This is a genomic window from Paraburkholderia sp. WC7.3g (genome assembly GCF_050436345.1).
Taxonomy (GTDB): domain Bacteria; phylum Pseudomonadota; class Gammaproteobacteria; order Burkholderiales; family Burkholderiaceae; genus Paraburkholderia; species Paraburkholderia podalyriae.
The window spans coordinates 3,703,099-3,716,577 of the sequence record NZ_JBNDMA010000002.1; the positions used below are offsets into that span (position 1 = coordinate 3,703,099).

General features: G+C 58.9%; 13 protein-coding genes. 6 read left to right on the forward strand and 7 right to left on the reverse strand.

Annotated features, from left to right (window positions below):
- Positions 1-800: 800 nt before the first annotated feature.
- Together OKW43_RS28630 and OKW43_RS28635 are read right to left on the reverse strand one after the other, a co-directional pair.
- Positions 801-1,169: a hypothetical protein gene (locus OKW43_RS28630; protein ID WP_429451143.1), complete on the reverse strand. Its 369-nt coding sequence runs from the start codon at positions 1,167-1,169 to the stop codon at positions 801-803.
- A 305-nt stretch (positions 1,170-1,474) separates the two neighbouring features.
- The gene (locus tag OKW43_RS28635; protein ID WP_429451145.1) at positions 1,475-2,002 is read right to left on the reverse strand and encodes a Uma2 family endonuclease; all 528 of its coding nucleotides are present in this window, start codon (positions 2,000-2,002) and stop codon (positions 1,475-1,477) included.
- A 560-nt stretch (positions 2,003-2,562) separates the two neighbouring features.
- Between OKW43_RS28635 and OKW43_RS28640 the strand changes: the two genes are divergently transcribed.
- Positions 2,563-3,162, forward strand: a complete 600-nt coding sequence (locus OKW43_RS28640; protein ID WP_429451147.1) for a short chain dehydrogenase — start codon at positions 2,563-2,565, stop codon at positions 3,160-3,162.
- 1,010 nt (positions 3,163-4,172) lie between these two features.
- Here the strand turns inward: OKW43_RS28640 and OKW43_RS28645 are convergent.
- On the reverse strand, positions 4,173-4,361 hold the full coding sequence (locus tag OKW43_RS28645; protein ID WP_429451149.1) for a CsbD family protein: 189 nt from the start codon (positions 4,359-4,361) through the stop codon (positions 4,173-4,175).
- A gap of 1,073 nt (positions 4,362-5,434) precedes the next feature.
- Between OKW43_RS28645 and OKW43_RS28650 the strand changes: the two genes are divergently transcribed.
- Positions 5,435-6,292, forward strand: coding sequence for an SET domain-containing protein (locus tag OKW43_RS28650; RefSeq protein WP_429451151.1), 858 nt, complete (start codon positions 5,435-5,437; stop codon positions 6,290-6,292).
- Between the two features lie 618 nt (positions 6,293-6,910).
- Positions 6,911-7,168, forward strand: coding sequence for a hypothetical protein (locus tag OKW43_RS28655; protein WP_187639119.1), 258 nt, complete (start codon positions 6,911-6,913; stop codon positions 7,166-7,168).
- Between the two features lie 337 nt (positions 7,169-7,505).
- On the opposite strand, the gene OKW43_RS28660 is transcribed toward OKW43_RS28655, so the two are convergent.
- Positions 7,506-7,778, reverse strand: a complete 273-nt coding sequence (locus tag OKW43_RS28660; RefSeq protein ID WP_429451153.1) for a hypothetical protein — start codon at positions 7,776-7,778, stop codon at positions 7,506-7,508.
- Between the two features lie 235 nt (positions 7,779-8,013).
- Between OKW43_RS28660 and OKW43_RS28665 the strand changes: the two genes are divergently transcribed.
- Entirely contained in the window at positions 8,014-8,682 is a 669-nt protein-coding gene (locus OKW43_RS28665; RefSeq protein ID WP_429451155.1) for an SDR family NAD(P)-dependent oxidoreductase, read from the forward strand.
- 615 nt (positions 8,683-9,297) lie between these two features.
- Here OKW43_RS28665 and OKW43_RS28670 read toward each other — a convergent pair.
- Complete coding sequence (locus OKW43_RS28670; protein ID WP_187639122.1) at positions 9,298-9,561, reverse strand: hypothetical protein; 264 nt, start codon at positions 9,559-9,561, stop codon at positions 9,298-9,300.
- A 40-nt stretch (positions 9,562-9,601) separates the two neighbouring features.
- Here OKW43_RS28670 and OKW43_RS28675 point away from each other — a divergent pair, with 40 nt between their 5' ends.
- A complete protein-coding gene (locus OKW43_RS28675) occupies positions 9,602-10,039 on the forward strand; it encodes a hypothetical protein (RefSeq protein ID WP_187639123.1) in 438 nt (145 codons plus the stop codon).
- Between the two features lie 268 nt (positions 10,040-10,307).
- Positions 10,308-11,000 carry a GntR family transcriptional regulator gene (locus tag OKW43_RS28680; protein WP_187639124.1) on the forward strand — a complete coding sequence of 231 codons (693 nt, stop codon included), beginning with the start codon at positions 10,308-10,310 and terminating at the stop codon, positions 10,998-11,000.
- Positions 11,001-11,089: 89 nt separating this feature from the next.
- On the opposite strand, the gene OKW43_RS28685 is transcribed toward OKW43_RS28680, so the two are convergent.
- Both OKW43_RS28685 and OKW43_RS28690 read right to left on the reverse strand, forming a co-directional pair.
- A complete protein-coding gene (locus OKW43_RS28685) occupies positions 11,090-12,397 on the reverse strand; it encodes an MFS transporter (RefSeq protein WP_429451158.1) in 1,308 nt (435 codons plus the stop codon).
- Positions 12,398-12,519: 122 nt separating this feature from the next.
- Entirely contained in the window at positions 12,520-13,362 is an 843-nt protein-coding gene (locus OKW43_RS28690; protein WP_187639126.1) for a class II aldolase/adducin family protein, read from the reverse strand.
- Between the last annotated feature and the right edge of the window lie 117 nt (positions 13,363-13,479).

Consider the following 13,479-nt stretch of genomic DNA (forward strand, 5'->3'; position numbering starts at 1 on the left):
CGCTTCGCTCTACACCATGTTGCCAAGTGCTGTGACCTTGTAGCCCTGGTCGTCAAGACGTTCCTGGATTTCGTTGCAGCCTTCATAGATAGCGTCAAGCAGCATGGCCGGTCGCCGCTACCGAGTGGCGCAGCGCATCCGCGGACCAGCTCCTCAGAACATCCATTGCCCGCGTTGCGATGCGCCCCGACACGGAATAGGATTGCCTGACTGCCGCAGCAATGCGTGGGAGGCGAAGATGCATTTCTCGAAGAGACGGTCCAGCAATCGACGGTCGTGGGTCGCACCTCACGCGAAGGAACGAGTGAGTCAACGGTCTACCTTGTCGGCAACCTCTGTTCGAGAAATGGTGGACGCAGGTCGACGCGTGTCACTTGGGGAGGTTCCGCCCAACCGGCGCTGCTACCTCATCTACAGTAAAGTCGACGACCGCAGTTATGTCGTCGTGCAGGACATGGCTAACTGGGCTGTCATTACAGTTCTGCCCCTCTGGATCTGGAACAACGACGAGTTGTCGGAAAGTTCGCCGCAGGCAGACGAAGCTCGCAGGTTGGCGCTCGAACCACGCTCACGCCAGCCAAACCGAGAAAATGTCGGGTATCAGTCGCGACAGCCGACCGGCCTGTTCAGACGTCGACGATAAGCCCGGCCCGGAGCGTAACGATTCTCGCAGTTGCTTCGCGTAGCGGATTCGGTCTACGCCAATCGCCCACGCGCCATGAACGAAGGCGACCGGAGTACCTTCTTCAGCATTGCAGGAGCAGGTTCAAGTTGTCAGTTGGACTTTGTTAGAACCTGATTCAGTGGGCAACCAGGCGGGTATGCCACCACGCCATGACGCTTGCCAGGAATACACCCCAGCACGCGCCAAGGGCAAGCATCATGAACGGAATGGCGGCGCACATCGTGTCGAACGAGAGTGCGCGCAGTACACGCGGCAATGCATACTGGTCACTGGCCGTGAGGAACAACGCGAAGAGTCCAGTAGACACAGCCCTGCGCCCGTGCATGACGGCAGGGGCAACCCGCACATGGTAGCGGACGATGAAATATGCGAAAAAACAGGCGACGGCCGCAGGAGCGACCAGCAACAGCGAAAATAGCGCGTCGTGCTGGACTGCAAAGCCCATCAACGCCGCGTGCACATTGTCCAACGCTGCTTCCAACATTCTAGTTTGCCCTCGTGCTCTCTTCTCGCCGGTACCAGTTTCACCCATTTGCCGACATCGAACTGACCAGCTTGACAATTGGGAAAACAACTCCGCCATCGACAACTCGCGGCCCAACCCGGCTGGTCAGTCTAATGTTGGCGAGCGGGTCAATATTGTGTTGGCGCCAGCACATGAAGCGCCGCGAGGTCAGAAACTCCTCGCTTATCGAAATTTCGACAACTTTGACCGGTACCACCTCTGAAACCAGGTCCGATTTTCACCACTGCTTTTAGGAGAGATGTTTTGAGCAATGCCGATGCACGTCACGCCCACGCGAAAAACATCGGGTCCGGGTCGAGGGTCACGCGAAACAAGGATGACGCACGCGGACCGTCTAGTCCTCGAAATTCAACCTTCCCGAGGGGGCCGACGATGATGACTTCCTGCGCACCGCTGTTGAGGTAGGCGTCAGCCTTGCGCTCAACCTGGTCGGCGTCATTGTCGTCCGCGAGCACCTCGATGCATAGGTCGGGAACGGAAGGTAACGGGGCGTCCGAATCGATTTCCGGCCACTTCTCCTCGGGCATCCACACGACGTCGGCAATGCGGATACCGAACGACCGGGTTGATACCGGCTGACGCATCGCCACGCGAGGCCCCAACTGCGAGGCAAGCTGGCAGAACATGTCGGTGACCAGGAGTTGATGCCATGGACACACCCGTCGATGGTCGACGACTCGTCCCAGCTGGTCGACTTCGTATCCGACCCTTCCGTCGCTGGCCGCGTGAGCATTCAGGTTTCGCCATACTGCCAACAGCCTGTCTGGGCCCGAGAGATTTTGCGTTTTCATGATGCTCTCCGCCAAAGAGACAAGCCCAGTGTATACCCTCGCGGAAGCATTGGGTCCAGGTCGACTGCCTCAACGTTGCGGATACCCGGACGACCAGGAGTGCACCGTCCACTCCAACGGCCAACGGGCGCCGGCCCCATATGAGCGTGGCGCTCATCGGATGCAGGGGGTACCTCGCTGAGCCCACAGCCGCCAGCGTCAGACCATCGGCGAACACCGTTAGACTTCGCGACGGCGGGTGAGCATGCCGGTTGGCCGAGCGCGCTCATGCAAGACCGTACAGTCCCACGACGAGCATGGGGTGGTCAGCTGCTCAGCCGCCGATAGGCGCCCAAATGACACACGAAGCCCTGCTGGTCATCAAGTTTGTCGTGAAGCAGGCAAGGTTACGATGCGCATCAGCGTAGGAGGGGTCGAACTCAAGGCATCGCTCGTAGCCCGGTCAGCGTCATCCAGTCGACCTCCCCCCGCTCGAACGGTAGTACGATATTCGCTCGTCTGCACGCCGAGCGTGATGCGTCGCTCCGCGGTGGCGTGACCCTTCCGGATAAGGAGGACCTATGCGCGTGCTGATGGTTGGCGCAACCGGACTGCTCGGCAAGGAAATCGTTCGCCTGCTCTCGTCCGACCACCAGGTCATTGGCGCGAGCCGCAATGGCCCGGACCTGTCAGTGGACCTCGCAGACAAGGCGTCCATCGTGTCAATGTACCGGCAACTCGGAACTGTTGATGCCGTGATTTGCGCCGCAGGTGCAGCGAAATTTGCACCGCTTGATTCGCTGACCGACGAAGACTTTGCGTTTAGTCTGACGAACAAGCTGATGGGACAGGTCAATCTCGTCCGGTGCTCGGTTGGTCACATCGCACAAGGCGGGTCCCTGACGCTAACCAGCGGCATTCTCTCCCTGCATCCGGTCACAGGGAGTGCCGTAGTGGGCATCGTGAATGCAGGGGTCGAGGCGTTCGTCCGGTCTGCAGCTCTCGAAATGCACGGCAACGCACGCGTTAACGTCATCAGCCCAGGCTGGGTTTCAGAAACACTTGCCGCGATGGGGCAGGCCTATTCGGCAGGTACTCCTGCCGCGGTGGTGGCCCAAGCGTACAAGCGAAGCCTGGTCGAGGACATCACGGGACAGGTCATCACAGTCAAAAAATCGTGAAAGCAGCGCCGCCGCCGTTCAACGCGCTGCCGTCGCAGCAACGGCGTCGCCGGTAGCCGAATCAATCGAACCTGACAGGCCAGTCATGCGGTGTGCTTCTTCGTCGTGTAACCAACCATTGCAGGTGCTGTGCAGCGCGCCGGCTGAATCACCGCAGCCAGGCGAGTATCATCGGAACAAGCACGCAACGGACGGAGATACTGCAATGGACGACCCGTTTGACAGACGCGAGCTGCTGCTTCACCTCGGTGGCCGGAGTTCAGCGCACATGTCGCGAGCGCGTTCTTCCTGTGGCCAAAGGAACTGCTTGATACGGAGCTCAACCGGAAAGCTCTGGCGTCAACCGTTCAGCACGACCTTTTTGATGGCAACCCTGACGGCTGGAACTTGTATGTCGGTCACCTCCGGAAGAAGGTGAAGTGGTTCGGGACGGGGCTTCCTCAGATGATAACGGACGCGTTGGCCGAGCCGTTGCACGATGCCGTGGAGGAAGTGAATCGAGCCGGGGTCGCGTCGTCCCCTGAGCGGGATGTGCCCGGCGAGCGGAAGGGTTGGCCTTGGCCCGAGCCAAAGAGGACAACCTGACCCCAGCGAATCGTCGCATCCAACCCGGATTCAAGGTCCCCAACGCGGCCGGCCCAGCCTCGTCAACGACGAAGTCTCTCTTCCGGAAACTGGCGGTGCTTGTCGAGCGGCCGACAATGGTCCATGCGAAGCGCCGAATGCGGCTTCCATTCCGTCTGCATTCCGACAAACGTGCTTCGTTATGCCGCCGATGCCAGCGCGACGCACTGACCCTCAAACCTTCTGTGGCGCAACACGCTACCGAGGGGCGACATGACGGCGAGGACGCGCCGTTGAATCTTCCAGCTCAGCTAAACGTATTGGTAACCACGCGCAATGAGGCACCCTTCCACCGCCGGTGCCGGCGACCAACTTCGCGAGTCGGCCGCCTGATGAGGCCTTTGACGCTGGGTCAATGCATTGACCCAGCCCCGGGAGGCGTGCGGTTAATGGTGACGCGTCGTGCGGCCCTTCGCCGCTTCCCTGGCGTCACCGACGTCTTTCCTGGCTTGTCCCGCGGCTTGCTCAACATCGCCTTTCAGTTCCCGGGCCGGTCTGCCCGTAACCTTGCCCATTGCCTCATTGACCTTGCCCTTCATCTTTTGAGCAACGCCTTTGACCTGGTCCTTGTTCATGATGCCTTCCTCCGAGTATGCGACCGACGTCGCGTTAACCAGATTGCGATAAAAACAGTATAGGAAAAGCGGGGCGTTCGTGAAGCGGAGGGCGTGCACGAACACCAGGTTGCACGATTCGCGTATGGTAAATCGCCGACAACAAAACGCTCACGTGAGTAGCCCCGGGGCTGGCGCTTGCGATGTGCGTCCTGCGGACGCGGAACGGTTGAAGCAATAGCGAATGAGGTTCTCGTTGCGCTCGATAAACGCGAGACTCGCCAACTCCTTCCTTCGCGCGGCGTGCCCCTTCACCAAGACAACGCCTGCCCAGCACCGGGGGAACGTGTTCTGAATTCAGATGGGACCTCACTCACTACGGCCCCTATAGCAGAGCGGCCCGGTAAGCCTCATCCCGCCTACGTTCGGCCGGACAGGTGACGGGTCGACAGGTCGCCGCGAGCAGGACATCGAGCCCTTCTCCCATCCCTCAGTTCCTGCATTGCGCACTACTGGCCGTTTTGCCTTGAGCCGCTCGGTCCGCTGTTTGACGTCGCTGTTCGCGCCGCTACGTGTCCCCTTGAATTTCCCTGTCGCTCCGCTGACTCGAGCCAGGCTTGTGGAACAGGAATGTCGTCGGGCCAGACGTCCTTGCCAAAGCAAGACTGGGCCGCCTGAGAGAGAGGCGACAGGGCAAAACTTTTTTGCGCCATCGAGAGCCTCCGTATAGAGAGAATCACGACTCTCCACTTTGAAGGGGATGCCGGGGTTCTCCCCGTAGAGCTTGCGGCTTGCCCCCACCCGCTACGTAGCTGAGTACAAGTCACAAGGTGTTTGAGAAGTGCGAGCTACGGGCGATATGAGCCAGGAACGACAGCAGCGCGGTGACGTTCACATCCTCATCGATTAGCCTCCGGAAGAGGAAACCAGTTCGGCGGCAATTCGGACAACCTGACCGCCATAGAGGTCTGGAAGCAAACGCGCATCGTCGAAACGTCAGCGGCCGCACCGCGCGCGTTGACAGCGTCTAATGGCTTCGCCACCATCTGACACAGCACAAGAAAACCCGCTTACTTCCTCATGGCACTGACGACGTGACCCAGACTGTCCGAAATTCCCGCCCCCGTTTTGTCACCCGGCGTTCGCCGGTGCATGGCCGCGGGCTGTTCGCCAACCGCGCCATCGCCGCTGCCGAACTCGTCTGCGAATACAAGGGTGCGCGTGTCACCTGGCGCGAAGTGCTGCGCCGGTGCGCCCGCGACACCTCAGAATCGGACCATACGTTCTTCGACCTGGACGATGGCACCGTCATCGATGGCGGCGAAGGGGGCAATAACGCACGATGGCTCAATCACGGGTGCGTGCCGAACTGCGAAGCCGAAATCGTGGACCGACGCGTGTTCATCCGCGCGTTGCGCGATATCGCGCCGGGTGAAGAGCTGACCATCGACTACGCGCTGTCGGTCGAAGGCCGCCACACCGCTGAACTGAGGGCGCGCTTCCGGTGTCACTGCGCGGCCCCCGGCTGTCGTGGCACCATGCTGCAGAAGCGAAGAACGGGCCGCCGGAAGGTCGTCGCAAACGACGCCGTCAGGAAGACAGCGTCAGACCCGCAGGCAGCGGGTGCTGGTGCACCGCGCGGCGCAGCAGGTGAAAGCGCGGTACAACAACAGCGTCAACATGCCGCTCCCACGGTACGGATAATGGAGAGGCCGGACACCGGCTCAATCGTGGTCACATGGCGGGAGCCCGGACGCTGCTGCTATACAGAGCAGCTCTGGAAACTGACTAGAGCGCCATCGCATGGCCAATGCGCGTTCTCGGGAATTCCGGTGCATGCGGGCGACTGTGTTTATATGCCATGCGGAGACCCTCGACCGGTCAATGCCGACTCACTGATTACTGAAGAAAGCATTGCAGGCATGACAGTCGGCAACGGCTGCGCAGCCTGAGGTAGCGCTGTCGCCAGGAATAAAACGGCGCGGGGACTGGTGGCCTGGGCCGTGCGGCGATGTACGCTCCCGCCGTGTTGCGGATTCCGCGTGAGGTCGTCACAGGCACGGGGAAAGCATGTGGAAATCCTTACAATTGCGGCGGTATTGTTCACAGTGGCGTCAGCCGCGTTTGCTGATGGAAGTGTGTCGAAGTCTGGAACCCGCCTGAAACTCGCATGGTACCCAACGGACACCGGCACGCTACTTCTCCGAAGCCTGCGAAACACGCGTCGGCGCCCCGTTCGACTAAACGCCCAACACACGTAGTAGTCCAGCCGCTAAGCGCCGGTGTCTCTGCCGCCGGAAATCCGGCGACTTCGGGCCGTGACGGACCGAAAGCGCCACCGGACCCTGCCGGTATCCCACGAATAGTTGGCCCGGACGGCAACGTTCTTCGCGTCCGGCTTGATGTTCTCGGGATAGGCGTAGGCAAATCCGCGCCGTCAACTGAAAGACGACTCATGCAAGAGGTTCACACACTCACGCGGGACCAGATGGCGACACTGCTTTGCTATCTTGCCATCGCCGAACTGGCGGCGTTCGCATTGCAGGGCGCGTGGCTGTCGGAGGCAAACCTTGTCGAATCAGCTCGCATATGGGTCTGCACGCAACCACCTGGCGACGGGCTGGCTTGACCGTGTGACACTCGCGCGACGCGCTCACGCAATTGCGCAGGATGCGGTGCTGCTCGACAAGGTCCAGTTGACTGCCATCATCCCGGCGCGGCTGTTCACCGACGCGATGACGGTCAACTACGCCGATTCACTGGTCATGAAAATCTGGCACAGATGTCTGGACGCGACCCAACATCGTGAAGACTGGCGCCGCTCCTGACGCATCAGAGAATGGCACGCAGAGCCACACCATCGTCGGACATGTCATCGCCCGGAACGGTCGACATGCCGCTAGCGATAGCTAGCGTGCAGGGAATGAAACTTATCCAACGGTTCCGGCATCATCGCCACGTCGGTGGAGTTGCTGCTGCTCCTCCAGATATTTGACTGCCCTCTTCAACGCATGTGGCTCATCGAGCTGGAAAGCCTATTCGCGGAGTAAAGTTTCGCGCGGTCAAGCGCATATGGTTTCCGCGCGGCCGATGTGCATCACCATCGTGTCGACGGCGCCGTCGAGCACCCCATGCAGTCCCCTCCAGTATTGCGGCCACGTCCCCTCAAAAGCGCCGGACGCCCTTCAGCCGCTCGAATTCCGCGGGCCGTGTATATGACCGGTAGAGCTCGCTGACGGAGCCAAACGCCAGCGCTGGTTTGAGCGTTGCGCCGGGGAGCGCCTGCGACAACCACTCAAACGCGTTCATGTCGCGTCGTTCTTCCTGCATTGCAGAGGTCAGTGCTGCCAGCGCCTTGTCGGGCGAGTGACTGCCAAGGTCCACAAATAATTTTTCAAAGGGGTGTCTCGTACGATTCGGGGAGCGCGAGATGGTCAACACCCTTCTCCTGCACGGTTTGCTCTCCTTGCTTATACCAGCTCTATGTGACGTTATGTGAAATGTGGGAAGCTCGTCTGCGGCTACGATTCGGCTAACTCGGAATCTCGGGCCAGCAGTCACAACGTGCGCTGTGCCGTAAGCACGCCCGTCCCTGACCCCTGCTGGTAATGGCCGCCCGGTACGTGAATGCAATTTGTTGCGAACGTCTACAATTGGCTAGGTAGGAAACGTTATGCATGAGCGCAAGACAACGTGCTCCACATCACTATCCCTAATTGAATCTGGAGGAGCTGTGAGTCGAACCGAGACGGCACTGATTGTTGGCGCAGGACAGGGGCTGAGTGCCTCCCTTGCTCGTCTGTTTGCAGGAGAGGGCATGCAGGTTGCGCTCGCCGCCCGCGACACAAGTAAGCTCGCGGACCTGGTAGACGAGACAGGCGCCTTGGCCGTGAGTTGCGATGCTGGTCGACCAGACGAGGTCACTGCGCTTTTTGACCGCGTAGAGAACGCATTCGGCGCTCCCGACCTTGTTGTCTACAACGCGAGCGGCCGCTATCGCGCAGCGGTTGAAGCCATCGACCCACAAAAGCTTGAGGATGCCATCAGAGTGACGGCCCTCGGTGGATTTCTGATTGCTCAGGCCGCCGCAGTTCGGATGGTGACTCGCGGCAGCGGCACTATCCTGCTCACCGGAGCTACGGCTAGCGTGAAGGGCCTACCCGGTTCGACACCATTTGCGATGGGGAAATTCGCGCTGCGAGGAATGGCGCAATGTATGGCGCGAGAACTTGCCCCAAGGAATATTCACGTCGCGCATTTTGTTATTGATGGCGGCATCGCTAGTAGTCGAGTGCAACCGGACGGGGCAACACCGACGACAAATGGCTGGAGCCTGACGTGATAGCCAAGGAGTATCTTCATATTCATCGGCAGCATCGGAGCGCATGGACGTGGGAAGTCGAACTGCGACCTTGGGTGGAACGGTTTTAACGCGTGTATCGCCCGAAATACGAGGGAAGGCTCACTTTTAAATATCGCTAACGGCGTCGTCCACCGAGACCGCATGCGTTAAAGAGATGCATCAGCTATGCCGTAGTTGCAGTCAGCGGGTCTTGCGACTCGCCCTATTCCAACAATCAAAATCGAGGACATAGATGGCAGCAATTAACGGGTACCTTCCGCAGCCGACAGCGTTGATGTTCGAAACGGACGAAGGCAAACGCATGGCCAGCGGCCGACAGGTGTATTGGCGTCAGCGTTTTTTCGCGATGATTCCACCCTCCGAACTGCAAACATCGCAGTCGCGTCATCGGGTCCAGGCGCTTGGGGGCGCCTAGCAAATTTGGTGACAAGAGACCGGCGGCTCGCGATGCCCTACGGGGCTGTGGCGCGAGTCGCCGAAAAGCAATTTATTGGGTTGAGCGGACAATCGAAATTGCCCTTCTGCGCGAAAGAATGATAAGGGTCGATAAATAGCTTTCTAGACGTACAGGCTACGCCTATACGTCAAAGAGTGTTACTCGGCCGGGTCAAAGAAGCTCGCGACCCCTGGATAGGTGACGGAATCCAGTTCCGCGCTTCCCAGTTTTTTCAAAGCGTAAAGGCGACGGTCGTTCAGCCACCGGTCGCTTCCTGCGTCGCGAAGGATTAGGCGGAAGGCGCGGACGTCCTCCTTGCTCGCAAACAACTGCTCGATGTACTGGTCGCCGTCAAGGATGCCAGGTTCGGCCGCTGCTGCGAGGCTGTCCATCGCCCAGACTAAGCCGGGATTGCCCGGCATTGTTAGCAGGGTCTCCGACAGCCAACGACATCAGTCGGCATTGGCGCCATCGAACTGTGTCGATGGATTTCCCTCCGGCGTCAAAACTTTGCTGAACGCACATCAACGGTTTGAAGGCATAACCGGCCTGATTCGCGTGATGACCGAATCAGATGGTACAGGCCGATTTTCTGCAGGGTGGATACTCGCGCGCGCGCCGAGCGGTCTCGTCTCTATCGTCGTGCGGGAGACCAGCAGAGTCACTGCTGGCGAGCTCGCGGCAGATGTAAACTTCGCAGTCGAACAAGCGAAAAGGTACTGCGCTTCTTCCGCTGTCGTTGTCGAGCAAGAACTACGGACAAGCTACACGGGACAGCAGGGGGATGTCTCGGAAAAAGCATTCGGAATTAGCAACGCGAAGCCCGACCTCCTCTATGCAGTAAGCGCAGTTTCCGCCGTTCCGGTCTGGTTCGCCGGACTGTCACCACGAAATCCGTAATCGCCAAAGTTGCTGCAGTTTGACGCCCCGCACATCTGCATCCAGTGGCGTCTCCTTTGAACACCATCGACGGCATAGGTCTTGTCATCGTCCTCCAGGCATCACCATTGGCCCAATCAGGAGCGACACAAGCAACTGGTCGCATACCTCGAACACGCGCGCCGTGGCGTTTTCTGCGTCTTGCGAATCAGCTTCGCCCCACCCATCTCCGCATTCGCAATCAATGCTGGTAAGCTGACGGTATTCAGTATCCATACCGACTGTCACCATGCCCGCGAAACTCTTGAAAATTCAGGCCCGTACGGATTACGTCGATGAAGTCTACCGGGTCCTCCTCGACGCCATCAGCGAGGGTTCAATCGCACCGGGAACGCGAATCGTCCAGGAAGACATTGCCGAGCAGTTGGCCGTTTCCCGCTCGCCGGTACTGCAGGCGTTCCGGATGTTGAAGAAGGACGGACTTGTAGAGGATGCGCCGGGCCGTGGGCTGCAGGTTACGCCATTGGACGCCAAGCGAATTGGTCATCTCTACGAGCTTCGGGGAGCCCTCGACGGTCTGGCGGCACGCCTGGCAGCGAGACAGCGAACAAAGATAGACAAATCCCTCGTTACAACCGGCCGAAAGCTCGCCAAGGGCAACGACATTCGAGCCATGATTGACGCTGACATGGCGTTTCACATCGCCGTTTACACCGCATCCGGAAATCCGCTCATTCTTGAGAATGCGCGTCTGCACTGGTTGCACCTGAGGCGTGTGATGGGCGCGGTTCACCAGGTGGTCGGACAACGAAAGACCGTCTGGGATGAGCATGCTGCGATAGCTGAGGCCATTGCGCAGGGTGACGAAGAGCTCTCGGCTAAGCTCAGCGTGCAGCACACTGAATTTGCGCGCGAGAATCTTCTTCGACATATGAGCCAGGCTGTCGGAACCGAAGCGGACGCTCAACGTTCCGCTAGCTGATGCCATTTTTAGAACTCATCATTCCAAAAAGTTGTCCGCCGGCACCATTCTGACAGCGAGTGCCGGCGAAACCAACCTGGTCCAACCGCCTAGCGGCGTCGGTTGTTGACTAGAGCTGGAGGGACCAGCAGCACCAGCAGCCCTCCAATCACCAGACTTACCGAGAGCACCAGCACTCCGGCGCCAGCCGAACCGGTCGCGGTCTTGATGACGCCAATCAGCGAAGGGCTGACTACGCCCGATATGCTTCCGACCGAGTTTGCCAATGCCAGCCCAGCGGCAGCGGCAGCTCCGCTCAGAAAAGCCGGCGGAAGAACCCAAAATTGCGAGATGGTCGTCATGACACCCATGGTCCCAATCGTTAAGGCAATCATCGCAAGCACAGTCGAGTGAGCAAACCAGACGCTCAACGCAAGCCCGAACGCGCCCGCTAGACCCGGGATAATCAGATGCCAGCGTCGCTCGCCCGTGCGGTCTGAACTCCGACTCACGACAACCATAGCGATGGCTCCAACTGCATAGGGAATCGCTGTAAGCAGACCCACATTGAGCGGGTCTGAGACGCCACTTGTTTTAATCAAGGTTGGCAGCCAGAAGCTGACCCCATACAACCCCATTGTGTAGAAGAAGTAGACCGCACTGACAAGGAGAATTTTTGGATTCAACAGGCCGTCCCTGACGGAATGAAGACCGTTCTCAGGCTCTTCATCTTTTAGCTTCTGCTCAATCACAGCCTTCTGTGAATCGGTCAGCCAGTTCGCGTCCTGCACCTTGTCATCAAGATAGAAGAACGCGACTACGCCGAGCACGACTGTTGGGATGCCCTCAAGCAGGAAAAGCCATTGCCATCCCGCCATCCCATGAGCACCCGCCAGTGCCGTCATCAACCAGCCAGAGAGCGGCCCGCCAATTACGCCAGACATAGGAATGCCTGTCATGAATAGTGCTGTCACTTTGGAGCGACGTGACGATGGAAACCAATAGGTTAGGTACAGAACAATTGCTGGAAAAAAGCCGGCCTCGGCGACCCCGAGCAGGAAGCGCATGCCATAGAACATTACAGGCGTCTTTACGAACATCATGCCGGCTGAGATGAGCCCCCACGTAACCATAATGCGTGCAATCCAACGACGTGGGCCAACCCGCAACAGCATTAAGTTGCTCGGAACCTCGAACAGAAGGTATCCAATGAAAAACACGCTCGCGCCGAACCCATAAACAGCCTCGCTGAAGCCGAGGTCATTCAGCATCTGTAGCTTCGCGAACGCTACATTTATTCGGTCGAGGTAGGCGGAAAGGTAGCAGAGGAACAGGAAGGGTACTAGCCGCCACGCCGCTTTCGCAAACGCAGACGACTCACCAGCTTCCAGATATGCGGCCGGACTAAGGGAACTCATTTGTTGTCTCCTGAGGGACTTTCTGTTAACGGCGTGCGCTGTTTGTGCTTTTCTCCGCCTCTGCTCACTCGCAGCGACACCACGCACTGGCATCGCCGCGTATCTGGGTTGGTCAAACTTGGTTAGTCGAGCATGTCCGGCTGGGTCGCGATGAGGTCGTTCCAGATGGTCTGGAAGTGCAGCCAGCCGATGTAATCGCTACCGACGTGCTCCCGGCTGTAGCGCGCACGGTCTGGCGCCACCTCTTTTGGTGTGGCTCCCGTAGCCTCAATCATCAGCTGCTGTTGGCAGCAGCGCTCAAGCGCGATAAACCAGAAAGCTGCGGAGTCGATGCTGTGGCGGCTTGCCGTGAGGAGGCCGTGGTTCTGATGAATTGCTGCCTTCGCGCCAGCAAAGGCATTGGCTACCTTGTTGCCGCCTTTCACTTCAACCGCAACCCTTCCCGCCTCGTCACCGATGACTACGTGGTCTTCAAAGAACGCAGCCGCATCCTGGGAGATTGGAGCCAGCGGCTTTCCAAGCGCCGCGAAGGCGGTACCGTAAACCGTATGCGCATGGCACATTGCAACGATGTCGGGATGCTGCTCGTGCACCGCAGCGTGCAGCACAAAGCCAGCGCGGTTAATCGCATACTCTCCTTCGACCACCGTTCCAGTGTGGTCTGCGCAAATGAGATTCGAAACCTTCACCTGCGCGAAGTGCACGGCCATCGGGTTGGTCCAGTACAGACCGGGGTTTTCCGGGTCGCGTACAGTCAGGTGACCGGCGAAGCCGTAGTCAAAACCTTGCAGGGCAAACGCACGGCATGCAGCGACAAGATGCTCCTTCAGATACTGACGATGCTCGGCAGCCGTCTTGAACGTCGGCATTTCCGGAAAAATCAGCCCTTCCTGGTCCGGCTGATAAATCGAAACCTTGCCGGGCTTCACAATCGATTCAACTTGAGATTCAGCGACGGTGGACATGATGTCTCTCCTTTAAACAAAAAATGGTTGGAAACATGGTGCGAACTTCGTTCGCGCTCTGGAAACGTATGTTTTCACGCTTATCAGCGAACCCACACCAACATGGTCAGTCCCGAC